Source organism: Pseudomonas sp. 65/3-MNA-CIBAN-0223 (assembly GCF_040310425.1).
In the GTDB taxonomy this organism is placed as follows: Bacteria; Pseudomonadota; Gammaproteobacteria; order Pseudomonadales; family Pseudomonadaceae; genus Aquipseudomonas; species Aquipseudomonas gregormendelii.
This window is the reverse complement of sequence record NZ_JBEOPV010000018.1, coordinates 49,933-76,516: the sequence shown is the minus strand read 5'-3', so window position 1 is coordinate 76,516 and position 26,584 is coordinate 49,933. Positions and strand designations below refer to the sequence as shown.

General features: G+C 58.6%; 16 protein-coding genes and 1 pseudogene. 6 read left to right on the top strand and 11 right to left on the bottom strand.

The features are described from left to right. Together AAEZ09_RS20860 and AAEZ09_RS20855 are read right to left on the bottom strand one after the other, a co-directional pair. The gene (locus tag AAEZ09_RS20860; RefSeq protein WP_350600632.1) at positions 1-1,407 is read right to left on the bottom strand and encodes an NAD(P)/FAD-dependent oxidoreductase; all 1,407 of its coding nucleotides are present in this window, start codon (positions 1,405-1,407) and stop codon (positions 1-3) included. Positions 1,408-1,455: 48 nt separating this feature from the next. Next, entirely contained in the window at positions 1,456-2,268 is an 813-nt protein-coding gene (locus tag AAEZ09_RS20855; protein WP_045058377.1) for a helix-turn-helix transcriptional regulator, read from the bottom strand. A gap of 273 nt (positions 2,269-2,541) precedes the next feature. Here AAEZ09_RS20855 and AAEZ09_RS20850 point away from each other — a divergent pair, with 273 nt between their 5' ends. Beyond that, positions 2,542-2,814: a DUF1652 domain-containing protein gene (locus AAEZ09_RS20850; protein WP_045058376.1), complete on the top strand. Its 273-nt coding sequence runs from the start codon at positions 2,542-2,544 to the stop codon at positions 2,812-2,814. Positions 2,815-2,899: 85 nt separating this feature from the next. Here the strand turns inward: AAEZ09_RS20850 and AAEZ09_RS20845 are convergent, their stop codons facing one another. Together AAEZ09_RS20845 and AAEZ09_RS20840 are read right to left on the bottom strand one after the other, a co-directional pair. Continuing rightward, the gene (locus tag AAEZ09_RS20845) at positions 2,900-5,383 is read right to left on the bottom strand and encodes a UvrD-helicase domain-containing protein (protein WP_350600631.1); all 2,484 of its coding nucleotides are present in this window, start codon (positions 5,381-5,383) and stop codon (positions 2,900-2,902) included. A gap of 308 nt (positions 5,384-5,691) precedes the next feature. After that, a complete protein-coding gene (locus AAEZ09_RS20840) occupies positions 5,692-9,069 on the bottom strand; it encodes an ATP-binding cassette domain-containing protein (protein WP_350600630.1) in 3,378 nt (1,125 codons plus the stop codon). Between the two features lie 701 nt (positions 9,070-9,770). On the opposite strand from AAEZ09_RS20840, the gene AAEZ09_RS20835 reads away from it, so the two are divergent. Continuing rightward, positions 9,771-10,466, top strand: coding sequence for a pirin family protein (locus tag AAEZ09_RS20835; protein ID WP_205892594.1), 696 nt, complete (start codon positions 9,771-9,773; stop codon positions 10,464-10,466). A gap of 77 nt (positions 10,467-10,543) precedes the next feature. Here the strand turns inward: AAEZ09_RS20835 and pgm are convergent, their stop codons facing one another. From pgm to AAEZ09_RS20815, 4 genes are all read right to left on the bottom strand, one after another. Next, on the bottom strand, positions 10,544-12,190 hold the full coding sequence (gene pgm / locus AAEZ09_RS20830; protein ID WP_045058373.1) for a phosphoglucomutase (alpha-D-glucose-1,6-bisphosphate-dependent): 1,647 nt from the start codon (positions 12,188-12,190) through the stop codon (positions 10,544-10,546). 108 nt (positions 12,191-12,298) lie between these two features. Continuing rightward, positions 12,299-13,699: an aminotransferase-like domain-containing protein gene (locus tag AAEZ09_RS20825; RefSeq protein WP_350600629.1), complete on the bottom strand. Its 1,401-nt coding sequence runs from the start codon at positions 13,697-13,699 to the stop codon at positions 12,299-12,301. After that, entirely contained in the window at positions 13,696-15,150 is a 1,455-nt protein-coding gene (locus AAEZ09_RS20820; RefSeq protein WP_082069132.1) for a hypothetical protein, read from the bottom strand. Before AAEZ09_RS20820 ends, AAEZ09_RS20825 begins: the two co-directional genes overlap by 4 nt. Before the next feature lie 567 nt (positions 15,151-15,717). Beyond that, on the bottom strand, positions 15,718-16,740 hold the full coding sequence (locus tag AAEZ09_RS20815) for a zinc-dependent alcohol dehydrogenase family protein (protein ID WP_045058371.1): 1,023 nt from the start codon (positions 16,738-16,740) through the stop codon (positions 15,718-15,720). A gap of 265 nt (positions 16,741-17,005) precedes the next feature. Between AAEZ09_RS20815 and AAEZ09_RS20810 the strand changes: the two genes are divergently transcribed. Continuing rightward, the gene (locus tag AAEZ09_RS20810) at positions 17,006-17,923 is read left to right on the top strand and encodes a LysR family transcriptional regulator (RefSeq protein ID WP_225570433.1); all 918 of its coding nucleotides are present in this window, start codon (positions 17,006-17,008) and stop codon (positions 17,921-17,923) included. Between the two features lie 63 nt (positions 17,924-17,986). Here the strand turns inward: AAEZ09_RS20810 and AAEZ09_RS20805 are convergent. Together AAEZ09_RS20805 and AAEZ09_RS20800 are read right to left on the bottom strand one after the other, a co-directional pair. After that, a pseudogene (locus tag AAEZ09_RS20805) lies at positions 17,987-18,844 on the bottom strand (type II toxin-antitoxin system HipA family toxin); the annotation flags it as partial. A 45-nt stretch (positions 18,845-18,889) separates the two neighbouring features. Then, positions 18,890-19,207, bottom strand: coding sequence for a helix-turn-helix domain-containing protein (locus AAEZ09_RS20800; protein WP_225570435.1), 318 nt, complete (start codon positions 19,205-19,207; stop codon positions 18,890-18,892). A 400-nt stretch (positions 19,208-19,607) separates the two neighbouring features. Here AAEZ09_RS20800 and mexE point away from each other — a divergent pair, with 400 nt between their 5' ends. Genes mexE through AAEZ09_RS20785 form a run of 3 tightly spaced genes read left to right on the top strand, consistent with a single transcriptional unit; the run spans position 19,608 to position 25,474 of the window. Continuing rightward, the gene (mexE, locus tag AAEZ09_RS20795; protein ID WP_045058369.1) at positions 19,608-20,861 is read left to right on the top strand and encodes a multidrug efflux RND transporter periplasmic adaptor subunit MexE; all 1,254 of its coding nucleotides are present in this window, start codon (positions 19,608-19,610) and stop codon (positions 20,859-20,861) included. A 15-nt stretch (positions 20,862-20,876) separates the two neighbouring features. After that, positions 20,877-24,056, top strand: a complete 3,180-nt coding sequence (locus tag AAEZ09_RS20790) for an efflux RND transporter permease subunit (protein WP_350600628.1) — start codon at positions 20,877-20,879, stop codon at positions 24,054-24,056. Further along, on the top strand, positions 24,053-25,474 hold the full coding sequence (locus AAEZ09_RS20785; protein ID WP_045058367.1) for an efflux transporter outer membrane subunit: 1,422 nt from the start codon (positions 24,053-24,055) through the stop codon (positions 25,472-25,474). The genes AAEZ09_RS20790 and AAEZ09_RS20785 overlap by 4 nt, the downstream gene beginning before the upstream one ends. Before the next feature lie 143 nt (positions 25,475-25,617). On the opposite strand, the gene AAEZ09_RS20780 is transcribed toward AAEZ09_RS20785, so the two are convergent. Then, positions 25,618-26,580, bottom strand: coding sequence for an HlyD family secretion protein (locus tag AAEZ09_RS20780; protein ID WP_350600627.1), 963 nt, complete (start codon positions 26,578-26,580; stop codon positions 25,618-25,620). Between the last annotated feature and the right edge of the window lie 4 nt (positions 26,581-26,584).

Genomic DNA, 26,584 nt, shown 5'->3' with positions numbered 1-26,584 from the left:
TTAGTGCATGAAACTTTCCATGAAACCCGCCACGCCACTCGCCAGCTTGCGCCGCCAGGGCGCGCTGGTCGGGTTAGCCAGGGTCTGGTCTTCGTGGACGAAGCTGCGGATGATCGCGTTGTAGCCCAGCCACCGGCAGGGCTCTGGCTCCCAGGCCCGTAGGGCGGCCAGGCCGGCCTGGGGAATGACCCAGGGCTGGCGAACCAGTTCGGTGTCGCGCTCCAGGATCAGGTCGGCCAAGGTGCGCCCGCCCAAATTGCTGGCGCCCACGCCCTCCCCGCCATAACCACCGGACAAGGCAATGCCGCTGGATTGATCGCACAGCATGTGGGGCTTGAAACGTCGGGACATGCCCAGGTTGCCACCCCAGCCGTGGGTAATCCGCACGTTCTTGAGCTGAGGGAACAGCTCGCCGAACAGATACCGGCGCAACTCCACTTCGTTGGTTGTCAGGTCAAAGTTGTGGCGCAGCTTGCCGGCGAACTGGTAGCCACCCCGGGCGCCAAACACCAGGCGATTGTCGGCGGTGCGCTGGCCATAGGTGACCTGACGGCTGCTTTCGCTGAATGCCTGGCCGCGACTGAGGCCAATTTCATCCCAGGTGGCGGCGGATAATGGCTCGGTGGCAACCAGTAAGCTCTGCACAGGCAATTGATACCGCCCAAGCGGTGGCAAGGTGACGGAGTAACCTTCTACGGCCGGCACGATCCAGCGACTGCGCACTTGTACCTTGTCTGTACGCAACGACCCCGCCTGCCAATGGGTGACCGGGCTGTTCTCGTAGATCCGCACGCCCATGCGCTCGACGGTGCGGGCCAGGCCGCGGACCAGTTTGGCAGGGTGGATGGTGGCCACATGAGGGGCGTAAATGCCGCCGTATGGCTTGGCCAGGCGAATCTGCTGCGCCAGTTGCTCGGGGCTGAGCCAACGGTAATCTTTTTCAGTCAGGCCTTGTTGGTAAAGGCCGTCCAGGTAACGCCGCAGGCTGGTCTCTTGTTCGGGGTAGCGGGCAGCGCAATACAGGGCGCCACCTTTGCGGTAATCACAGTCGATAGCCTCGCGTTCGAGGACGATCTCCACTTCGTCAGGGATAGCGTGCAGCAAGTCGAAGGAGGCGCGGCGATCTTCGGGGGACAGGTTCGCCAGCAGCCGGTCTTCACCGAGCAGATTGCCCATCAACCAGCCACCGTTGCGCCCGGATGCACCGAAGCCTGCGGTTTGCGCCTCGATGATGGCAATGTTCAAGCCCGGTGCCAGGCGCTTGAGGTAATACGCTGTCCAGAGTCCGGTGTAGCCGGCGCCAATGATGGCTACGTCGACATCCAGGTCCTGTTCCAGCGCCGCACGCGCTGTCAAAGGATCATCGAGCTGATCCATCCATAAACTGATAGTGCGCCATGCTGGCATGCTGGACTCCGCCACTGAACTTCAATGACGTGATCCTAGTGCGTGGTCTCAGTGGTTGTCTTGCGCGCGTGCACGCAAAGAAATTTGTTTGACGTAGGCCTTCGGCGACTGCCCGGTGTGCCGGCGGAAGCTGCTATAGAAGGCCGACAGCGAGTTGAACCCGGCGGCAAAGGCCAGTTCATCGACCCGCAGCGGTGGCGTGGCCGAATCCAGCGCGGCCAGCAGGTGCTGCAATCGCGCCTGATTGACGTAGCGATAGAAGCTCTGGCCAAGCACTTGATTCAACAGGTACGAAATCTGGTTCCGGCTGTACCCGCACTCGTCAGCCACCCGCTGCAGGTCGAGTTCTGGATCTAGGTAAGGTTGCTGACGCTGGAAATACTGTTGCAGGTCTTCGGCCATGAAGCTCAACTGCCGGGGTGACAAGCCGAGTCGACTGACGGCCGGGCGGTCGCCGGTTGGCTTGTTGCCGGATTGTTCGTGCACCAGTGAAGCGTACTCGTTGACCCGCCATATCAAGCCGTCGCGCACGGTTATCGCTTCGCTGGCGCGGAATGACACCAGACCCTCGCCGCCGCGCAGGGTAATGCGGTACTGGATAAAAGCGGTATCGCCGTCGATGCGGATCCTGTCGCTATGTTCCAACGCTTCGTCGGGGTCGCGGGGCATGCTGCTGCGCACGTATTCGCGCAATTCGGCCAGCTCCATTACCCGATTCTGGAAGAAATCGCTGTACTGCACCTGCGGGTGGTAAAGGGCCATTACCCCGTCCAGGTCCCGGTGCTTCCAGCGCAAGTGGTAACGCATGACCGTTTCGCTGGTGGCAAGGGTCTGTTGCGGTCCGTCATCGTCGGTGTGCATAAACGGCTCAATGAAAAAAACCGAGCTTGCCCAAGTTCCGCCTGCGCTTCAATGGTCAGGGAAGGTGCCATGAGTGCGAATCGCTGCCGGCTATTGCGCCCAAGCGTGATCTGCATCAAAAAAATGCCAGCCAATCGCCAAACGGTTTGAAAAAGCCACAGGATTTTCACATCCGGATGCTACTTTTAATGGCAGTCACCGGTTGAGCCATTGAAGGCTCTTCCCTCCTAACATGAGCTAACGGAAGCGCTCGATGAAGAAGGCGGGCAATACATGAATAAAGGGTTTAGCAAGGTCACGTTCCCAAATGCCTGCCAGCTGATGCGCTGGCATTTTCATCCCATGGGCTTCGAGGCGAGCATGGACGCGCCGGGGAGCATGATTGCTCGTCTGTTTGATCGAGTCAGTGGCGAGACCATGATCGCCATTGCCGGTATCCCGTGCGCGACGGTGATGAACGCTGCGGATGTGGAACGCATCATTGAAGCGGTGGAGGACGAGCTTGAAGCGTTTGTTCCGCCGGTTTCGTTCAGGAGTTATGCCTGAAATCTTTGGCGTTCAAGAGCGGGGTCGTTTTACCGCCCAGCAGGAGCAAGCTCCCTTACCACAACAAAGTCCCTCGCCACAGGTGTCAAGCCTTTTCAAGCGGGGTCTTGGTTGCCCGGTGATCGGCGAAGAACGCCTTGCCCTTGCCGACCCGATCAGAAGCCTTGGGCAAATTGGCTGCCTGGGTGTCCTGGGCATCGACGTACCAGTAACAGTGGCTCACCGCCCGGGTAATGCCGACGTAGGCCAAGCGCAGGATCTCGTCCTTTTGCGCATTGTCGTAGGCCTCGTTGTCGCCCGCCTTGCCTAACCCCGCCATACGGTACACCTGGTTCTTGTAGGGGGAGCTGGTCAGGTGCTGGCAGTCTCCCAGCAGGAACACGGCGTCGGCCTGGAGGCCTTTGGCACTGTGATAAGTCAGCTGTTTCAACCGGCGCGCTTCATACGGCAAGTTAGAATCTACATTAAGTACAGGCTGAATATGCTGTTCAATCAACAGCTTATCGCTGCTTTTTCGATACAACATCAAGATCGAATGGCCTTGACGGTAGTGTTCCATAAGCCGGTTGGCCATGCCCTGATCATCCCGATCGAGCACATTTACCGGTAACAGCGCCTTGGGTGCACCGCTCGCCTTGGCTTTCTTTCCAGCAATGGCTGGAGCAGCCCGCACGATGTGTTCGGCGGCATCGATGATGTGCTGATGGCTGCGATAGTTGTCGCTGAGCATGACCTTGGTGGTGCTCGGCGACGCAAACTCCTTGTTGAAATCCATGAAATAGCTGGGCGAACTGCCCCGCCAGCCGTAAATAGACTGCCAATCATCGCCCACGCACAACAACGAAGAACGCTGAGCGCCTCGGCCAACATGCATGGCGGGACCGCGACTGCGGATCTCGGCCAGGCTGGCGCGAATCCAGGAGACTATCTGCGGGGAAACGTCCTGGAATTCATCGATCATCAAGTGCGCCAGCGGGCGCAGCAGGTCGTTGCTCAGCAGCTTGAGGTTTTCCGGCGAATGCTCGCTGAACAACGCGAACATGCGGTTATAAGTCATGATCGGTGGTTTCTGGTCCAGCAGATGATCTTCCAGGGCTCTCCAGTACAGGCTCAACGCCTCGAAGAAGAACCGGTCGGGATCGTCCTTGGCAAAGCTCATCTGACCGACGGCCGTCGGGACATCCAGGCCAAGGTTCTCGATGAACCCGGCGGCGGCGACAAAACAGTCCAGCAGCGGCGCGGAAGCCAACTCACCCTTGACCTTGTAATCGAAGCCAGGACCGGCGCTGGCATCACCGGCAAGCGACGCTAGCACTCGTTTGGAAGATTGATAGGTATCTAACCATATCAATGGCTTACGACAGAAAGCTTGAAACAACGTGCGCTTTACCGCCCATTCCGCCCGTACTGACAGTTTCGACCCTGGACGGCTAACCTGTGGGTTTTCCTGTGGATCAAAACCCAACACCACCCAGGCATCCAGCGTCGCAATGTAGCCGTGACAATGGAAGGTCGAGCCATTGATGTCAAACGTCTGGCGCTTGGGCTCGATGCCCTTGATCGGCCATGCACCCGCGCGAAACCACAGGTCTTCGATGGTATCGCACAATTCTTCATCACGATTGGCCGCCAATTGGGTCACCGCCACGCGTTTCTGCACGTCAGGGTGATCGCGTTCCAGCTCCTTGAGTTGCAGGGCATGCCGGGACAGTGGCGTGATCAGGTCGCGAAAGCGCGCATCACGGGTATGCAGGCTGTGGTAGCAGGCGTTGAGCTGCTGGCGCTGGGCGTCATTGATGCGCAGGTCGAACGGGTTGCTGTCGACCTCTTCGTCCTGGCCGGTGGCGCGCAGGCTCAGGTTCTCGAAGGCCTGCAGGCGTTCGAATCCAGGCAAGCTGCGCACCAGGGGCAGGATTCGTGAGTGAAACGTACGCACCAGGTCGCGCGCCTCCTTGAAACTCAGCGCCCGCCCCCACAGTGCAAACATCTCGATCAGCTTGTTGATGAAGTCCTTGCGTGACTCCCGGGTAAAAGTCACCACGGTCATCGAGTCGAGTTCGAACCCCAGATAGTGGGTCAACAGCAGTATGCGTAGCACCAGGGTCGTCGACTTGCCTGCTCCGGCACCGGCAATCACCGAGGTCGACGGAGTGTCGCTGAAGATCATCTTCCACTGCGCAGCACTCGGCTGGGCATGGGCTGGCAGTAACCGTCCGACATCGGCCTTCATGCGTTTTTTCAACTCGGCGGTCAATGGCAGGCGCCAGTCGTCGAACAGGTAATCGTCGACGTTGGGCGGGCGATGCTCGGTGCTGCGCGAGTCGCGAATCAACAGAACCTGCCGCCCCTCTTCAAGCCCTTCGAGCTTGCCTTCCTTATACCCGTAATCCACCCCCGCACTGTGCCCGCTGCGAAACCCATCCGCCTGCCCGTGCAACCACGACGCCCGGTGCTGGGCACGCAGGCGCGTCAGGCCGTGGCCAAAGAACCGGGCGGCCAGGCGTTTGAGCAATGGCATCTCTGCCAACGGACGAAGTTCAGGAGGAAGATCGGGGGTGTGTTGCGGCACGCGGGTGGACTCCAGGCTGTGAGGCTGTTGGGCGCTATGGTGTCTTTATTTGACCTGGAGTTCTAGCGAAATGCTTGCGAGTCATTGGGTTAGGCGATGAATTGAAGCTCGAATGGCAAGAAATACCAAACGTTTTAAAAGCAACGCTTAAAGGAACGGTGGATCAGCACAGCTGCCTGCATGAGCCAGTGGGCAATCCCGTTCAAGGGAAGTTGTGGGTTAGCGACGCAATAACTGATCCAAAATGCAGCCCGCTGCGCGGGCAATCCATGTTGACAATGCATGTATAACGGCTTGTGAGGATATTTTTATGCTGTTTTTTCAACTAGGCGCTTTTCATGGTTGAAGTTGAAATTTCTGTTTCCAAGCGTGGAAAGCTCAGGGTTGTGCGTGATGATAAAAAATAACGTGTGCGGCAGCGCAGTAATCACTTTCTTGATGAGCTGCAGTTCTTCGTCACTGCTGAGCTCCGAGGTGGCCTCGTCAAGTATGGCGACGGCTGGCGTATTCACAGCCAGGTCAAGCAACGCGAGCCGTTGAAGTTCTGACTTGCTCAGGTTCATTTCACCACTCCAGGGAACCTGTTGATTAAATCCATCCGGCAAGCGGTCGATAACGTCCGAAAGTCCAAGATAAGCTGCTCTCTGGTAGAGCTCTTCCCGTGACGGACTATTGAAGTGTTCGACAAGCAAGCCCGGTTTGAAGATCGGTCTGGAGGTCAACAACTGCACTTCTCCGGCATGTTGTCTTGCCAGATACCCATCAGTACCACCCAGTGTCGAGATCTGTCCCTGACTGGGTAACAAGCTGCCGACCACCAAATTGGCAAAGGTTGATTTGCCAACACCGCTGGCTCCCATGATCACCACCACATCACTCTCGTGAAACGCCTGGTCGAATTGTTCAAGTACTGTGGTTCCGCTGCGCTGGTTAACAAACGTGACATTTGAAAACGACACCAGTGGCGCATTGTCGCGAGCCTGTTGGCGTCTTGGCGCTGTCGCCGGGAAGGTACCAGCCACCACCAGTCGATCTGCGCTATCGAGGACTTGTCGCAGTTCCACAGCGCATCTGCCCAAGCGCGCAAAAATCGCAATCAGGCTGTAGGAGAGGCTCAGCGCCAGCACGTTAGCCATGGTGGCTGTGCCGGTGGCGTGAAAGTAAATCGTTGAAGCCACGATGCCGGACAGGAAAAAAAAGCCCATCAAGTCCAGTTTGTAGCTGTACCAGCGACGCGTCGCCGCGTTATCCAAAGAAGCGAAAGCCCTAGTGGCCAGGCTGGCGCTCAACCAGTCCAGGATGCTTGCGTTGTTTGCGGTGCCGTCAAATCGGCCGCCATCCCAGTTCAGCGCTTGAACGCGTGAAAACAACACGGCAGTCGCGTCGATTTCCCGGGTATTGGACCTCTGCAACAACTCGCCGGAGCGTCTTGCCCCCCGCCAGTAAAACAGGCCCATTAGAATGAACGGAAACAGTACGTAGATGTTGTTCAGGACGACGTAGCCCGTGGTGACGGACAGCAAAGTTGCCGCGCTGACGGTTTCCAGCAACAGGACGGGCAATACTTCATCGACGCGCCGCTGATCCCATGTCAGCTTGTTTTGGCTGTCGCGATTGACTTCCCGGGATAGGCGCTCATCCAGGCCAGGGTCCATAAAATGGGAGAAGTAGCGGATGCAATGTGCCGACGCTGCCTCAACGCTTTTCTTGACCGTCATCAACGCTCCGGAAATCGACAGTAAAGCACTCACCAGCAAAACGCCGGCCAGTCCGATCAAGGATGCATGTAGGTGAGTACTAAGATATCCGCTGGCGATCAGGTAGTCGCCGGCAATGGTGAACACTTCTTTGAGCGCCAGGAGGGTGAAGGCAATCAGCGTAATGATCCCGATGCCGAAGCTCATCAGGCTGCTGGTCATTGACCTGGAACTGACGTGAGACTGCTCTGCCGGGTCTTTTACCGTCGAGCGATCTGCCTCTGGCGCCGACGGTACAGAAACAGGACGTACAGCCGGTGCGGCGGTAAGTCGAGCGCGCGCGGCAGCGTATTGGATTTGGACGTCAGTGACTATGCCGTCTGAAACAGTCCAAACTTCCTCCGCTGCGTCTTTTTCTTCCGGGCTATCTGTGACAAACATCACCTTGGTGTCGCGCCACGGGCCTCGCAGCAGTGACCTCAACAATCCTTCGGCTAGCGCTCCGTCCAGCCCCGAGGTGGGTTGATCAATGAAGATCCGATCTGGCTGCGCCACCAAAGCGCGAACCAGTTCGACGCGTTTTCCCTGCCCCCTGGAAACGTCCCAGTGTGTCTTGGGGCCAGAGTTCCGCTCGTTGATGTAATCGAGGTGGAACTGCTCGGGCAAGCGTGCAAGGGCAATGGCATTTCGCACTTCTTCGCCTGTACAGTCCCGGCGATAGAGACTCAGGTTTTCGCCAACACCGCCGGTAAATATCCATGGCTCGTCCGGAATGAAAATCGACTGGCCGGTAGTCTCAGGAAAACGTTGCGCACATTTTCTTAGCACTGACGTCTTGCCACTGCCTGTAGCACCGACGATAGCGATATGTTTCGCCGTCGTAGAAGGCATCGCCATCATTGCGCAAGTTGGAGTGCCGGGCTCACAGCCATCCAGGTATTGCTCTATATGCTGGTGACCGACAAACCCTTGAGAGATGCTCTGCACAATGTCCGGAATATTATTGGCGACCGATCTCAGTCCACCGATCAATGCGATGGCTGCAAGCACACCAGGCATATCGACGTGGCCCAGGTAGATCAGTTGCAACAGGGCCGAACTCAACAGTGCGGCGATGGGCGTCATGGTCGAGATCAGGCTGATGGCCGCTACCAGACGGGCAGCTTTTTTCAGGGAGGCTTCTTCAAGGTTTCGTTTGGCGGCATAGTCGCGAATCAATTCGGCATTCCAGTTTTTCAGGCAGGCCTGGCGCCGATTTTTTGTCGCGAATGCCCCTATTTCTATGCGCTGAGTGGAGTTCAAGGACAGCTGTTCATAGGTCATGCTCAGTCGTTGGGCAATCCAGAACACGGTCAGTGAACTGCCGGCAATGACGGCCAAGGCGGCCACTGCACTAACACCCAGAGCAAAAAAGAAAAACGTGGACGTGAAGATGACAGTTGCTAGCGCCAGGGTGATCGTGACCAACCCTGACCATGACGATTCGACACGTGCCGCCTCGCGGTCAAACAACGTAGTCAGGCTGAGCGGGAAAGCATCGCTCTGTGCAGCAGCCCGTTTGAGTAAAAGCCGTTGTTCAACATAAGAACGACTTCCGACACCGACCAGTTCAGCGAGAAAGAACGTATGGTTGAGTGCCAGCCAGGCGCAGTAAGTCAGCGCAAGGCAGGTGGCGCCCTGCGTGATGTTCGAGAGGACTGGCGAGGCACCCTGCATGAGTTGCGCCAGCAGTGATTTAAGGGTGATTGCGGCGCCAAAAGCCGCCGCGGTATGCAATCCGATCGCCATCAGCGCCAACGTGATATCACGTTTGAGGGCTACAAAGATTCTGATATGAAGCCGACCTTTCCCACCTACTCGCGCATCATGGATGACTGCCTTGCACCATCCTTGCCAGCGGGCAGCGTGGACCGCCTGTGCACCTCGATTTCGTTCAGGCTCAGGCGTCCGAAACCATAGGATCGTCTTCAGAATTTCTGCAGTCTTCATGAGAGTCAGCTTGAAACCGGCGCAGGTTGAGTTGCGGTGGGTATTAGTTATTCGATGTTTCGATTTCTATTTTTTTAGCGTAAGTAAAATCCTACATCCGTTTCGGAAGTGCAAAAAACTGCGCCTATGTGTGCGCTGCGCACAACTAAAAATTGAAACATGATGACTTTTCGAGTGATTATAAAATTATTTATTCCAGCGAGTAGATCATTGGCTGGGAGCGATACTTTCAGTATTGTTTTTGGATGTCAACACCAGAAATAAACTGATATCGTTGTTACTTAGAGAATGTAGGAAAAATCAGACAGCAATTACACGCGCCAAGTACCAGTACCAGTACAACGGATTCATCGCGCGCTGGATACCCACTTTATAGTTCTTCAGAATTCTGCTCATGAAATCCACAGGGCCTGATCACCCGAGTAGCCATTGATCGCTTCCGGAATTCCGGAGGACAACTCGTGCTTGTTGAGCGGGTCGACGGAAATTAGGGGCTATGGTTTCGTCGAGATTGCACCAGCAAGCTTGCGCACAATGTCGTACCGAGTCTAGATCATCGTTGAATCGCTAGCCGAGCGGAAGAAATCCTGCCATCAACACATCGAGCAATTCGATTATATTGAGGCATTATTTACGCTTTTTATCGATGTGTGACTGATGGATGATGATCGCCATAAATCACCTTTTGGCAGGAGACGATCATGCTTGAACTCAGACCCTTTACCTCCCTTGGCGGCGCTCATCATGGCTGGCTGGACGCACATCACCATTTTTCATTTGCCGAGTACCATGACCCCAAGCGCATGAACTGGGGCAATCTGCGGGTCTGGAATGATGACGTGATTGCCTCGGGCACCGGTTTTCCGAAGCATCCGCACCGGGACATGGAGATTATTACCTATGTCCGTGAAGGCGCAATTACCCACGAAGACAACCTTGGCAACAAGGGGCGCACCGAAGCCGGTGACGTTCAGGTCATGAGTGCCGGCACGGGGATTGCCCATAGCGAGTACAACCTGGAAGCGACCGAGACGCGGATTTTCCAGATATGGATCATCCCCAACGAAGCTGGATCGGCGCCATCCTGGGGCGCCAAACCATTTCCCAAAGGTCAGCGCGAAGGATTTGTAACCTTGGCCAGCGGCAAGGCGGGAGATGATGAAAGCCTGCGGATTCGTGCGGATGCCCGCCTGGTCGCGGCCAACCTCAAGGCCGGGGAAACAGCTGAATATCGTCTGGACGGCGGCCGCCGTGCCTACCTGGTGCCAGCCACCGGGCGTATTGAAGTCAATGGCTTGCAGGCACAAGCTCGAGACGGTGTGGCGATTGCAGACGAGCAGGTGCTGAGAGTAACTGCCATTGAAGACAGTGAAGTGGTGCTGGTGGACCTGGCTTGACCGGCAAGGCCATCAACGAAAAAAAAGGGGCGAACCTCAACGGTCGCCCCTTTCGCTGTTGCGTGGCCCTATCCTGATTACTTCGAGGAAATAGCGCCGTCCACCAGTGTCTGCGCTTCCGCAACCAGCAGCTTGAGGTGCTCGTCACTGACGAAGCTCTCGGCATAGATTTTGTAGATGTCTTCGGTGCCGGACGGGCGCGCGGCGAACCAGCCGTTTTCGGTCATGACTTTCAGTCCGCCGATGGCCTGGTCGTTACCCGGTGCATGGCTGAGGATGCTCTGGATTGCTTCCCCGGCAAGTTGGGTCGATGTCACTTGGTCAGGCGACAATTTGCTCAGCAAGGCTTTCTGTTCCGGGTTGGCCTTGGCGTCGACCCGTACCGAGAACGGTTCGCCCAGCTCATCGGTCAGGGCGCGATAAGCCTGGCTCGGATCACGCCCAGTGCGGGCGGTCATCTCTGCAGCCAGCAATGCCGGGATCAGACCGTCCTTGTCGGTGCTCCAGACGCCACCGTCCTTGCGCAGGAACGAGGCACCGGCGCTTTCTTCGCCGCCAAAGCCCAGGGAACCGTCAAACAGGCCGTCCGCAAACCATTTGAAGCCGACCGGCACTTCATACAATCGCCGACCCAGGCGCTTGGCCACTCGATCGATCAGGCCACTGCTGACCACGGTCTTGCCCACGGCAGCGTCGGCGCGCCACAGTGGACGGTTCTGGAACAGGTAATCGATCGACACAGCGAGGTAGCTGTTGGGTGCCAACAGACCACCCGACGGCGTGACGATGCCGTGGCGATCGTGGTCCGGATCGCAAGCGAATGCCACATCGAAGCGTTCCTTGAGGCCGATCAGGCCTTGCATGGCATGGCTGGACGAGGGGTCCATGCGAATCTGGCCATCCCAGTCGACCGTCATGAAGCGGAAGGTCGGATCCACTTGTTTGTTGACCACTTCGAGGTCGAGTTGGTAGTGATCGGCGATCGCTGACCAGTAACGCACCCCGGCTCCACCCAGCGGATCTACACCCAGGCGCAGCTTGGCGGCGCGAATGGCATCGAAATCGATCACGTTGATCAGATCGGCGACATAGGTATTGAGGTAGTCGTGGCGATGGGTGGTCTCGGCCTTCAAGGCTTGCTCGTAGCTGATGCGCTTGACGCCGGCGAGCTTGTTGCCCAGCAGTTCATTGGCTTTGGCTTCGATCCACTTGGTGATGTGGGTGTCGGCCGGGCCGCCGTTGGTAGGGTTGTATTTGTAGCCACCGCTTTGTGGCGGGTTGTGCGACGGCGTAATGACGATGCCGTCGGCCAGGCCCGAGGTACGGCCACGGTTGTAGCAGAGGATGGCGTGGGAGATGGCCGGGGTCGGGGTGTATTCGTCACCTTCGGCAATCATCACGGTCACGCCATTAGCGGCGAGTACTTCCAGGGCGCTGGCGCCCGCCGGAGTGGACAATGCATGGGTATCGATCCCGACGAACAGCGGGCCGTCGATGCCCTGCGCCTGGCGATACAGGCAAATGGCCTGGCTGATCGCCAGGACGTGCCATTCGTTGAAACTCAAATCGAACGAGCTGCCGCGGTGCCCGGAGGTGCCGAACGCGACGCGCTGGGTGGAGATGGCGGCGTCGGGCTGGCCAGTGTAGTAGGCCGTTACCAGTCGCGGGATATCGACCAACAGTTCTGCCGGTGCAGGTTTGCCCGCAAAAGGATTGAGTGTCATGCAAAACCTCTGGAATCTATTGGTTCGGGAATTGAATCGCAGTTTACTGGCAGTTTGACCACAACGCGATCAGATCGATCCCCCACGTGCACGACACCCCTGCTTTGCTTAATCCAGCGACTCCAGGCGCAACGCGTCACCGAGCAAGCCGATGGCGGCCGACAGGTCATGATCGCCGCCGAAGGTATGGCTCAGACGCATGTGCTGCGCATGCAGTCCCTGCAAACTGAACAACTCGCCGGGGGCAATCAATACCTGGTGTTGCAGCAAGCGCTGGAACACCCGGCGCACATCCACCTGGCGCAATGAGCGTACCCAGATCGTTGCGCCGCCCTGGGGCTCGACAAAGCTCAGGGCATCGCCCAGTCGTTCGTTCAGCAACTGGCTCATCTGTACCGAGCGATCCTTGAGCAGGCGACGCAACACCTGAAGGTGCTGATCAATCCGCCCGTTGATGTACAGGCGTGCGATGGCTTTCTGGCGAATCGGCGACAATCGGAACGAGCGCAACAGAAATTGCCGTTGCAACTGCATGCGCAGGTGCCGCGAAAGCACATAGCCAAAGGGCGCCTCAGGCCCGATGATTTTTTCAAACGTTGAATAGACCAGCAGCCGATCAGGGTCCAGCAGGTCGCGAAAGCGCAGGCCGTCCGGATCGAAGCCGAGTTCGCCGTGGCAGTCATTTTCCAGGACCCAGCAGGCATGCCGCTCCAGCAGCCGCGCAATGGCACGCCGGTTGTCCTCGGACGCCAGGCTGGCGCGGGGCATATTCAACCGCGAGGACAACAGCACCAGTTGCACCGGATTTAGCTGCAGCGCCCGTTCAAGCGTGTCGACATCCAGCTCGCCATCGGCTTGTACGGCCAATTCAACGACCTTGACGTCGGCCGACTCGAACAGGCGCAGCACGGGCCACTCGCAAGGCGATTCCACCACGACCGTGGAATGCCTGAGGCTCAGCACCTCGATGAGGATCTCCAGTACGCCACGCAGATCCGCGCCGATGTACACGTCTTCGGCGTGCCAGCAGCGCTGTGGCGAGGTGGTATACCGCGCCGCCAGTGCCGCCCGCAGTTCCAGTTCGCCGCAGGGCTGCGCTGACGATTGCGGCTGCCGCGGGTACTGGCGTAGCAGTTCCCGCTCGAGCAGCAGCAAAGGGCTATCCAGGGGCTGCAACAGGGTCGGCTCGTCGGCGCTGAGCACCAGCATGGACGGGTTTCGGGCGTTGACGTAAACGGTTTCCAGCAGATCGTCACCATCGCCCAGGGTATCGATGGACGACACCGGCACTGCGTAGTACCCCGACTTGGCCAAGGAGTAAACCCGCCCCTCTTTCTCCAGTAGCGAGTAGGCAGACTGGATGGTCGAGATCGAGACGCTCAAGCGGTCGGCCAATTGGCGCAAGGAAGGGAGGCGCACCCGGGCGTCCCTGGCCGACTCATTGATCAGTTGGGTCAGGTAGCGGTAAACCGCCTGGTAGGCGAAGCCGGTTTCTCTCACGCCATTCAACGCCCCGTTGACCAGTCACTCGCTTGGGTGTTGCCCGTATCGCAGCTGATCGAGGACGCGCCTGGTGCATCTTCAACTGCCCGCTCCATGCGATAAAGCTTGCCAATCAACGCGAGCGGCAAGCCGCTGACATCCACCATCCATTGCAGGATCTGCTCGGGCACAGCGTGGCCTTGCATGGCTCGGTGCAAGTCCGGCACGGCGATCAGCATCCCGGGATGGCACCGGCGCAGGAAACCCTCCAGCCTCGCGCCCTTGTCGACGAAAGGCGCGAACAGCAGGCAAACCAGCTGCGCTTCGCTCAGGCCAAGATTCTTCTGCGCATATGCAGTGCCCAGGGCACGCTGTTCGGCATCCGTGGTGATTTGGCCAAACACTTGCGCAGCCTGCTGGCACAAGCCATCCGATAGCTGCTTGCGGCGCATCATGACCAGTGCTCGCTGGAAGAACTCGGCGACCCCTGATTCATAGCTGTCGCCGTGCATGAAACAGGCCTGTAAACCGCGTACATGAGCGCTCAGTTCAAGGCTGACGAGCTCATTATCGCTCGCGTAGGCCATCAGTCCGTCGGGCTGGAAGCCCAGGAATTCGGTCAGCAGCGGCCAGCGCTGCTCAAGATTGCTGACCAGCATGTCGTGTATGTCGATGAAGGTCGCGCGCCGGCAGGTTTCGAACAGTTCAGCGGGACGCCAGTGCGGCTGCATGAGCTCGGGCTCAAACCCCTGATAGTATTCCGGGCCGAGCTCATCGAGCAGCGTGAACAAATCTTCGTAGCCGTGTTCAGTGTACCGCGACGGCAAGAGGCCGGCCTTGGCGGTCGCCCGCTTGAAGCCGTACAAAAATTGCTTCTGCTGGCGTGGTGTCTCGCTACTGACCAAGGCGTCTACCCCACCATCCCACCGCGCGATCTGGCCATAGAACTCGCCCGTGGCGAGAAATCCGTTGTCCCAGAGATCAAGGGCATCATCGCTGTCGCGGCGATGTCCGACCATCAGCAGGTTCAGGCGGCTGACCTCGCGGCCGGCTTCGGATATTGGCGCTGGCTGAGTGAACGGCAGCACCTCACGATTGTCGGCCCTCAGCACTTCGACCCGCGGGTCGTCATAAAGGAACAAAGCGCTGTAACTGTTGTGGATGTTGTCCAGCGCGGTGGCGCTGACGCCACTCTGCTGCAACGACGCGACACGCAGCTGGAAGGTGGCCGGTGCGCGGCCGGCGATGCTCAACTGTGCTGCACGCAACAGCGCCAGGGTGTAACAACTGTCCCGGGACCCGGTCTGAATCACCAATACCTTGTAATCGGCAAGGCGCTCCATGCCACCTGCGGCAACTACCAGGCGCTGAATTAACAGCTGTAACGCCGTGCGTTCGGCGCGAGAGAAAAAACCCAGTAACCGTTGCAATATCTGTTGGTAGACATGGTTCATGGCTTGATCATGGATGCTGGTCATATTTATATACCTGGTGCTGGAAAATCGATATCACGACCCGCGCAAATGATTTTTGCGCAGCGCTTTGCCCGTTCCATTCTGACGACGGAGATTTATTACCAAATGCTAGCACTTAAAGGGACAAGACATTATTTGAAATAAATGAGCCGCGCCCAAGGCTTCATCACCGATAGTTTCAAAGAAACCGCTCAAAAGCCTTGAGTTAGAGGGCTTATTCTGCGTCCTAGGAAATATCCCACAATGTCTGACGGATAATTACTACGAGAATTTAGGAATAAAGCTACAAGTGCGTTTTTGATCACTGAAAGATGATCAACAGATTGTTTGGCGCATATCAACGGACTGTACTGAAAAGTAACAACTTGACACTCAGTCATGACACATTCCTTGAGATGAAAGCAATCGTTCAATTATCAAGGCTTACTGGCTGATTAGAAGATACAGATGGTGGGGAAAAACCAGTTCAGTTGCTGAACAGGCTGCCCGGAAGAGAAACAGGAGGTTTGTTTAAAACCCGAAAACAAAAAAGTCCGTGTGGGTCACGGACTTTTTCAGGGGGGGGGGACGTCAGGCCGGTTCGACTTGAAGCGCGACCCGTTCGCGGCATGGGCATTCGTCCATGTAGCGGTGGGCTTCGACGAACTCGGCAAACGGGAACACCCGAGTCTTGAGTGGCAGCAGCACGCGGTCCGCCGTCAGTTGGTTGATATCGCGCAGGGCACGCTGCAGCGACACCTGGTCCTGGACGATGCCCAGTTCCGGCTTGCCGGTGAAGTTACCGATGCAGTGGACGAAGAACTGAATGTTCTTCTGGAACGCTGCACAGGCCGGGAACGGCGTCTGGTTGCCCCCTTGCAGACCGTACAGCACCAGGCTGCCACGGGGTGCAAGGACATCGCCGAGCATTGACATCTGCGGGCCACCCAAGCCATCGAACACCACGTCAACGCCACGGTTATCGGTGATCTTGTTGATCTGCATCAGCAGATCCTGTTCCTCGGTGACGATGACTTTTTCCGCCCCGAGGGACAGCAGGTTTTCCCGCTCTTCGGCATTCTTCGTCGCCGCGATAACCCGTACGCCCAACGCCTTGCCCAGTTGCACAAAAGACGGACCTGCACAGTGGCTGGCGTCAGTGACCAGGGCGAACTGGCCGGGTTTGACCCGTGCCAGGTCGACATAAGCAAAATAGGCGATCAACAGCGGCGTGTAGTGCACGCTGGCTTCAACCGGGCTGAGTACATCCGGGTAACGGGTCAGCGCAGTGCGTGGCAGTACAATCTGTTCGCCGTACACCGGGTAATCATTCGGGCTCTGCGCCGGGAAGCTGGCAACCTTGTCGCCCACTTCCAGATCGTCGACGCCCTCTCCGAGCGCCGTGACCACGCCAGACATTTCATGCCCCAGGCCCGAAGGCAGGCGAGCATGAGAGGGAGCCAGGTTCTGGCGCCAGAGAATGTCGTACCAGCTGATGCCAATCGCCTCGACGCGCACCTGCACTTCGCCCGGCGCGGGCAAAGCAGCCGCATGCTCTTCGCATTTGAGCACCTCGGCCGGACCAAACTTGTGAAAACGGATCGTGCGTGACATCGCAAACCTCGTCAAAGAAACCTCTAATGCCCCGAACTCTATATGGGCTTTGTAGCCAAGACTATCAGTGGCTATTAATAGTCGACATGCCTGTCATTGATTCCGCACCCCCGAAAGGATCAACGGTTGGCCAGGACATGGGCGAACTGCATCGGTAAAAATGAATTATTCGGTGCAGAGTACCAGCCTTTCCCCGTAAGATTCATGCCGGTCATTGTTCTCATATGACCGCCCCCGTCAAGCCTTGACTCTGCCAGGACTCCAGATGAATCGTAATGACCTGCGTCGTGTCGACCTGAACCTGTTGATCGTATTCGAAACACTCATGCACGAGCGCAGTGTGACCCGCGCTGCGGAGAAATTGTTCCTTGGCCAGCCCGCGATCAGCGCCGCGCTCTCGCGCCTGCGTGGGCTGTTCGATGATCCGTTGTTCGTGCGCACCGGACGCAGCATGGAGCCTTCCGCACGGGCGGTGGAGATCTTTGCCCTGCTCTCCCCGGCACTGGATTCGATTTCCACGGCCGTCAGCCGCGCAGCAGAATTCGACCCAGCCACCAGCACGGCGGTATTTCGCATCGGGCTGTCGGACGATGTCGAATTTGCCCTGCTGCCGATGCTGCTCAAGCGCCTGCGCGCCGAATCCCCAGGGATCGTGCTGGTAGTGCGCCGCGCCAACTACATCCTGATGCCGGCCTTGCTGGCTTCGGGAGAGATCTCCATCGGCGTCAGCTACACCGCCGACCTGCCGGCCAACGCCAAACGCAAGGTGCTGCGCCGCAGCATGCCCAAACTGCTGCGTGCCGATACGGTGCCGGGCCCCCTGAGCCTGGACGACTTCTGCGCCCGCCCCCATGCCCTGGTGTCGTTCGCCGGTGACCTCAGTGGCTTTATCGATGAAGAGCTGGAAAAACTTGGGCGCAAGCGCCATGTCGTGCTCGCGGTACCGCAGTTCAACGGCTTGAGCACGTTGCTGTCCGGGACGGATATTGTCGCCACCGTGCCTGATTACACCGCCGATGCTCTGACTGCCGCGGGCGGCGTGCGCGCCGAGGACCCGCCTTTGCCAGTGCGCAGTTTCGAGCTGCACATGGCCTGGCGTGGTTCGCAGGACAACGATCCTGGAGAACGCTGGTTGCGCTCGCGGATCCAGATGTTTTTCGGCGATCCGGACAGTCTTGCCTGACCGGGGATTTGCCGGTCCAGGCAAATGGGCTTCAAGCCGTTAGCCCCCAACAGCGAGGGACCCTCAGCGAAGCAGGCCGATATTCTGGTTTATTTGGTCTTGAATGATTTCCAGAGTGTTCAGGCTAATCGCTTTGGGGTAACCGCTTTCGGCAATGGCAGCGAATTTGATGGCGACCTCGCAAACCCGGTCAATGATGTCGGCTGCTGTTTGTTGCGAGACTTCTGCTTCGCGAGCAAGACTGAGCATCGCCTCCCGATTGACCGCCAAGGCCTCGCCCATCACATCCATCTGGTGATACCCGCCGGGTCCTTCGCAGAAGGTCACGTCGTAGGCAGGTGCCAGTTTCCATTCGCCGGTTGGCACCATGACATAAGCAAAATTCTTGGGGTGATCGTCCCGATTGTTGAATGCGACGTTGAACACTGCTCGCTCAAATGCACAGGCTTTCTCTCGCACATCGTTGGTGCACAGCTGGGTCGCGCGCAGGAAGTTCACATAGTCCAGCACTCCCGGCGACTGAAAGTCGGCCCCGGTAAAAGCCGCCAGGCTCTGCATCGGAATCCGCAGGCCATCCTGTCGATCAAAGCGCTTGGTCGCGAAGGCCGCCAGTCCATTGGGTAGATTGAAATACTGGGTGTCCGGGGTCGGGATGCCGCACATGCGCAGGCACTCGGCATACACCATTTCAATTGCACACACCTCGGGGTGTTCGTCTTTGGCCGGGAACTTGATCAGCCAGGCTTCCAGGCCCGGCATCGCGGCGGTAGTAAACACACCGGTCCGCGCATCGCGATAGAGCAGTGCCTTGGGCCTCGCGCCTTGAGGAGAGCCACCGACCTGCAGCAATTTATGCAGGAACTCCCCTCCTTCACCGTTCAGAACTTCCTGCACCTCAGCTGCCAGCAGGTCGAGGGATACTGGATTTTGAGTACCCCCCAGCCGGTGTAATACACATCGACTTGCTCAAGCATTGTCAGCTTTCCTTTTAATACGGGAACGCTTGGCACTGTCTTCATAACGGCGGATGTCATCGAGGCTGTCGAGCTTGGGCAGGAACAATCCTTCAAGGTCTTTGCTTCGCCCGAGAACCATGGCGACGCGGACCAGGCTTTCGAACCCCACATTGCGGCCAGCTTCCAGGTTGGACACGGTGTTAGTGCCGACCCCCGCGCGCCCGGCCACTTCGGCTTGTGTCATCTGGCGGGCCAGCCGCTCAGTGCGAAGGCGTGCGCAGAGCCGCTTCACGATCTCTTGAGGGGTACTGAAGCTTAAATCCAGCATAGCGGGCGTTCCGAACCTCATTTTCGTTTAACCCCCAGGAAAAAGGAGTTATCTGTTTCAACGTTCAAGCTCAGGATAACACTGTTATCTTGTGGCTTATGTAGTAAAAATGGATTTAAAAACACTTATAATGGAGTTAATGGCTCGGCAAGCGCGCGCCACATGCGTTCCTTATGCAGCCATTGCGACCCCTGCAGCTCGACGCATAACCCTTACACGTCCCGCAACAAACAATTACCATCAAGCATATTGATAGCCACCTAACGAAAGGCGCATGCTAGGGGGCTGAATCGATTCTTATATCATTCCGAATGATAGTTACCTTCGCTTCATTCGATTCGTGCGATACAACCCCGCCGATCATCATCCGTCCATTCTTAATACATTGGCGGATGCATCCATGGAACAGTCACTCAAACATTTGCGCTTCCCGTTGGCCATGCTGGCCGTACTGGTGATGAGCGCCTGCGGCAAGACGCCGGAGACAGCGGCCGCCATGCCAGCTGCCAAGGTCAGCGTGGCCAAGGTGCTGGAACAGCCAGTCAACGAATGGGACGAATTCACCGGGCGCCTCGAAGCGCCGGAGACCGTGGAAATTCGTCCGCGGGTTTCCGGGCAGATCGATGAAGTAGCCTTCACTGAAGGCGCGCTGGTCAAGAAAGGTGACCTGCTGTTCCAGATCGACCCGCGTCCGTTCCAGGCAGAGGTCCGCCGCCTCGAAGCCCTGGTTGCCCAATCGCGCGCCAACGCCACCCGCAGTGAAAACGAAGCCCAGCGCGGTGAACGACTGCGCAGCAGCAATGCGATTTCCGCAGAGCTGGCCGATTCGCGCACCAGTGCTTCGCAAGAAGCCCGCGCAGCCGTCGGCGCCCTGCAAGCGCAACTCGACCTGGCGAAACTGAACCTGAGCTTCACCCGAGTCACCGCGCCCATCAGCGGTCGCGTCAGCCGTGCGGAGATCACCGCCGGCAACCTGGTGACGGCCGACACCACGGCGCTGACCAGCGTGGTTTCCACCGATAAGGTCTATGCCTACTTCGACGCCGACGAGCGCGTGTTCCTCAAGTACACCCAGCTGGCGCGCCAGGGCAAACGCGGTGCAACCACTCCGGTGTACCTGGGCCTGTCCAACGAAGACGGCAACCCGCATCAGGGTGTAATGAACTTTGTCGACAACCAGGTCAACCCGAAAACCGGCACCATCCGTGGTCGCGCGGTATTCGACAACACTGACGGCGCCTACACCCCAGGCCTTTATGCGCGGCTGAAACTGGTCGGCAGCGGCACCTACTCCGCCGTGTTGATCAACGATGAAGCGGTCGGTACTGACCTGGGCAAGAAGTTCGTGCTGGTGATGGATGGCGACAACAACACCGCTTACCGCGCGGTCGAGCTGGGGCCCAAGATCGAAGGGTTGCGCATCGTGCGCAGCGGCCTGAGCAAAGATGACACGGTGATCGTCAAGGGCCTGCAACGTGTACGTCCCGGCTCACCGGTCACCCCTGAAGTGATTCCGATGGCCAGCGAGCAAACCCTCGCGGCACTCGCCCAACAACGACAAGCGCTGGAAGCCAGCAACCTGCCACAAGTCGCACCTGCCAAGGTCGCGCCGGGCTCGGTTGTGAAAGTGGCTGCCGCGACTCCACGCGGTTAAGGGACGACAACTCCGATGAATTTTTCCCAATTCTTCATATCCCGGCCGATTTTCGCAGCGGTTTTGTCGCTGCTGATCCTGATTGCCGGTGCGATCTCGCTGTTCCAGTTGCCCATCAGCGAATACCCGGAAGTGGTACCGCCGACCGTCGTGGTGCGCGCCAACTTCCCTGGTGCCAACCCCAAAGTCATCGGTGAGACCGTGGCGGCTCCCCTGGAGCAAGCCATCACCGGCGTCGAGAACATGCTGTACATGTCCTCGCAGTCGACCGCCGATGGCAAGATCACCCTGACCATCACCTTCGCCCTGGGTACCGACCTGGATAATGCGCAGGTGCAGGTGCAGAACCGCGTCACCCGTACCGAGCCCAAACTTCCCGAGGAAGTGACGCGCATTGGTATCACCGTAGACAAGGCTTCGCCCGACCTGACGATGGTCGTGCACTTGACCTCGCCGGACAAACGCTACGACATGCTGTACCTGTCCAACTATGCCCTGCTCAACATCAAGGATGAGCTGGCGCGCCTAGGCGGTGTGGGTGATGTGCAGCTGTTCGGCATGGGCGACTACTCCCTGCGGGTCTGGCTCGATCCGAACAAGACGGCTTCGCGCAACCTCACGGCCACCGATGTGGTTACCGCCATTCGCGAGCAGAACCGCCAGGTGGCAGCCGGTGCCCTGGGCGCCCCGCCCGCACCGAATGCCACGGCGTTCCAGTTGTCGGTCAATACCCAGGGTCGCCTGGTGTCCGAGGAAGAGTTCGAGAACATCATCATTCGCTCCGGGGACAACGGTGAGATCACCCGTCTCAAGGATATCGCCCGGGTTGAATTGGGTTCCAGCCAGTACGCCCTGCGTTCACTGCTGAACAATCAACCGGCAGTAGCGATTCCGATTTTCCAGCGTCCTGGTTCCAACGCCATCGAAATCTCCAACCAGGTCCGCGACAAGATGGCGGAGCTGAAGAAAAACTTCCCGGAAGGCATGGACTTCAGCATCGTCTATGACCCGACGATCTTCGTGCGAGGCTCCATCGAGGCGGTGGTTCACACCCTGTTCGAAGCACTGATCCTGGTCGTATTGGTGGTGATCCTGTTCCTGCAAACCTGGCGCGCCTCGATCATTCCGTTGGTGGCGGTGCCGGTATCGCTGATCGGTACCTTTGCGGTCATGCATTTATTCGGCTTCTCGCTCAACGCCCTGTCGTTGTTCGGGTTGGTGCTGGCCATTGGTATCGTGGTGGACGACGCCATCGTGGTGGTGGAGAACGTCGAGCGAAATATCGGACTGGGGCTGACCCCCGTCGAGGCCACCAAGCGTGCCATGCGCGAAGTGACCGGGCCGATCATCGCCACGGCACTGGTGTTGTGTGCGGTGTTTATCCCGGCGGCATTCATTTCCGGCCTCACCGGGCAGTTCTATAAACAGTTCGCCCTGACCATTGCGATCTCGACGGTGATCTCGGCGTTTAACTCGCTGACCCTGTCGCCGGCGCTGGCGGCGGTATTGCTCAAGAGCCATGACGCACCCAAAGACCGCTTCTCCCGGGGTCTCGACAAGTTGTTCGGTGGCTGGTTGTTCCGTCCATTCAACCGCTTCTTCGACAAGGCCAGCCACGGGTATGTCGGCACAGTGGCGCGGGTTATCCGCAGCAGCGGTATTGCCCTGATCCTGTACGCCGGCCTGATGGTGCTGACGTTCTTCGGTTTCGCCAACACGCCGACCGGTTTCGTACCCGGCCAGGACAAGCAGTACCTGGTGGCATTTGCACAACTGCCGGATGCGGCGAGCCTGGATCGCACTGAAGACGTGATCAAGCGCATGTCCGACCTGGCCCTGAAACAGCCTGGCGTGGACAGTGCGGTTGCCTTCCCTGGCCTGTCGATCAATGGATTCACCAACAGCCCGAACGCCGGCATTGTGTTCGTCACGCTCAAACCGTTCGACGAACGCAAGGACCCAAGCATGTCTGCCGGTGCCATCGCCGGTGCATTGAACGGCCAGTTCGCCGGGATCCAGGAGGCCTACATGGCGATCTTCCCGCCGCCGCCGGTACAAGGCCTGGGCACCATTGGCGGTTTCCGCCTGCAAATCGAAGACCGGGGCAACCTGGGCTACGACGAGCTGTACAAGGAAACCATGAACATCATCAACAAGAGCCACAACGTGCCGGAACTGGCCGGCCTGTTCACCAGCTACACCGTGAACGTGCCGCAAGTCGATGCAGCCATCGACCGGGAAAAAGCCAAGACCCACGGCGTGGCGGTCAGTGACATCTTCGACACCCTGCAGATCTACCTGGGTTCGTTGTATGCCAACGACTTCAACCGCTTTGGTCGCACCTATCAGGTCAATGTCCAGGCCGAACAGCAGTTCCGCCTCGAACCGGATCAGATCGGCCAGCTCAAGGTGCGTAACAACAGGGGTGAAATGATCCCGCTGGCGACCTTCATCAAGGTCAGCGACACCTCGGGGCCGGACCGCGTCATGCACTACAACGGCTTCATTACCGCTGAGATCAACGGTGCGGCAGCCCCGGGCTACAGCTCCGGACAAGCGGAAAAAGCCATCGAAAAACTGCTCAAGGAAGAACTTCCGAACGGCATGACGTACGAATGGACCGACCTGACCTACCAGCAGATCCTGTCCGGCAACACCGCGCTGTTCGTGTTCCCACTGTGCGTACTGCTGGCGTTCCTGGTACTGGCGGCGCAGTACGAAAGCTGGAGCCTGCCTCTGGCGGTGATTCTGATCGTGCCAATGACCCTGCTGTCGGCGATTGTCGGTGTGATTGCCTCCGGCGGCGACAACAACATCTTTACCCAGATCGGCTTGATAGTGTTGGTGGGGCTTGCCTGTAAGAACGCGATTCTGATCGTCGAGTTTGCCAAGGATAAACAGGAGGAAGGCATGAGCCCGCTGGCGGCGGTGCTCGAAGCCTGCCGCTTGCGTCTGCGGCCGATCCTGATGACCTCCTTTGCGTTCATCATGGGTGTGGTACCCCTGGTGTTCTCCAGTGGTGCTGGCGCCGAAATGCGGCACGCCATGGGTGTCGCGGTGTTCTCCGGGATGCTTGGGGTGACCTTCTTCGGCCTGTTGCTGACGCCGGTGTTCTATGTGCTGATTCGTAATTTCGTGGAGCGCGGCGAACAACGCAAAGCGGCCAAGGCCCTGAAACTGGAGGCGCAACCATGAGCCTGAAAGCCTTCCTGCCGAGCCTGCTGGTGCTGGCCCTGAGCGCCTGCGCCGTAGGCCCGGACTATCAGACGCCTGCGACGGAGCCGGCCCATATCACGGCGGCGACCGAAGGTACTGGCGGCCAGAAAAACTTCGATCGCTCGCGTTTCGAAGGTATCTGGTGGCAGCAATTTGAAGATCCGACCCTCAACCAGTTGGTGGTCCAGTCGCTGCAAGGCAACCGCGACTTGCGAGTGGCTTTTGCGCGCTGGAAAGCCGCCCGGGCGATTCGTGACGATGTCAGCAATGACGCCATGCCCACCATCACCAGCCGCGCCAGCAGCGACCTTGGCAAGGGGCAGATTCCAGGCCAGACCACCAGCCGGGTCAACAGCGAACGTTACGACCTGGGCCTGGACATGGCCTGGGAGATTGATCTGTTTGGCCGCATCCAGCGCAACCTGGAGTCGGCGGATGCTGAACAGCAAGGGATCGAGGCCGATCTGTACCAGCTGCAAGTCACCATGATTGCCGAGCTGGTCGATTCCTACGGTCAGCTGCGCGGCGCACAGCTGCGAGAAAAGATAGCCCTGGCCAACCTGAACAATCAGCAAGAGTCGCGCAAGATCACCATCAGCCTGCGTGATGCCGGCGTCGGTGATCAGCTTGATGTCGAGAGGGCCGATGCACGCCTGGCATCGGTTGAAGCCAGCGTGCCGCAGTTGCAAGCCGAGCAGGTGCGGCAGAAAAACCGCATTGCCACTCTCCTCGGTGAGCGCCCGGACAAATTGAGTGTCGATCTAGGCCCCAAAGATCTGCCCGCCATCGCCAAGGCTTTGCCGATCGGTGATCCGGGAGAGCTGTTGCAACGCCGTCCCGACATCCTGAGTGCCGAGCGCCGGCTGGCGTCGGCCACTGCGCGGATTGGCGTGGCCAAGGCCGATCTGTTCCCCCGGGTCAGTCTGAGCGGCTTCCTTGGCTTTACCGCCGGGCGTGGTTCGCAGATCGGCTCCGCAGCGGCCAACGCCTGGGCGCTGGGTCCAAGTATTACCTGGGCGGCGTTCGACCTGGGCAGCGTGCGCGCCCGTTTGCGCGGTGCCGATGCTGATGCCGAAGGCGCGCTTGCGACCTATGAACAGCAGGTGCTGCTGGCACTGGAAGAATCGGAAAATGCGTTCAGCGACTATGGCAAACGCCAACAGCGCCTGATTTCGTTGATTCGTCAGAGTGAATCAAGCCGTGCGGCCGCCGACCTGGCGCAAATCCGTTACCGCGAAGGCACGGCCGACTTCCTCGTGCTGCTCGACGCGCAGCGTGAGCGCCTGGCAGCAGAAGATACCCAGGCCCAGGCCGAGGTCGATCTGTATCGCGGCATCGTCGCGATCTACAAGGCCCTCGGCGGCGGTTGGGCACCGGAGACGGTCGCCAGTCAGTAACCGCTTCAAGAGCCCCTTTGGTTGGCCGCAACCAACCGATTGTTTAACCCCGCGCCTCATCCGGTCGTGGGGTTTTTTTTGCGCGTTTGGCAGGTAGATGGGTGGCACACTCAAGGCGCCCCCCCCATCAATTGCGCAAGCTTTTATCGCTCCCGTTGTCGGGTGTTCTCCAGCACGGTCACGGTCGCGGTTGTCCCCGCCCGGAGGCGGTTTTTTGCCGCATAGGCAGGATCAATCCTTATGCGCACCGGCACCCGCTGTGCCAGTTTTACCCAGGTGTAACTCGGGTTGATGTTGGCCAGCAGACGCCCACCTGGCAGGTTTTCCCGGTCGGCGATGGCGAAGGCGATGCTTTGCACCGTGCCAGCGAAGGTCTCGCCGCTCATCAATTCGATCTTCACGGGGTCGCCCTCCTGGATGCGCGGCAATTTGGTTTCCTCGAAATAACCCGCGACATAAAAGGAATCGCTGTCCACCAGCGCTAGTAACGCGCCGCCCGCCGGGGCATAGTCACCCTCGCGGGTCAGCAGGTTGGTCACATAGCCACTCACCGGAGCCACCACGCGGGTGCGTTGCAGGTCGAGTTCGGCCTGGGTCAGCGCCGCAATTGCCAGTTGCACATTGGCCTGGGCCAAGCCCAGGTTAGCCTGGTTGCGCAGCAGCTCGGCCTTGGCCACCGCCACCTCGGTACTGGATTTCTCCCACTCCTCACCCGAGATCGCGAACCCTTCCTTGAGCTTGCGCCGGCGTCTTTCCTCACTCTCACGCTGCTTGAGCAATGCCTCGCTGGACACGATCGCCGCCTCGGATTGCCCCAGCGTGGCCTTGGATACTTCTACCGCACGCCTGGCATGTTCAACGGCCAGGGTGTATCGCGCCGGGTCGATCTCCAGCAGCAGCTGGCCCTTGGCAACATGTTGATTGTCCTGCACGCCAAGGCTGACGATGCGCCCTGCTACGTCGGCCGACAAGGTGACCACGTCGGCACGCACCCGCGCGTCACGGGTCCAGGGCGCACGCGTGTAGTGATTCCAGGCAAACCAGCCGAGTAAGAAGGCCAGCAGCACTACGGCGAGGGTGGTTAGACGGGGCAGTAATTTTTTCAAGGTG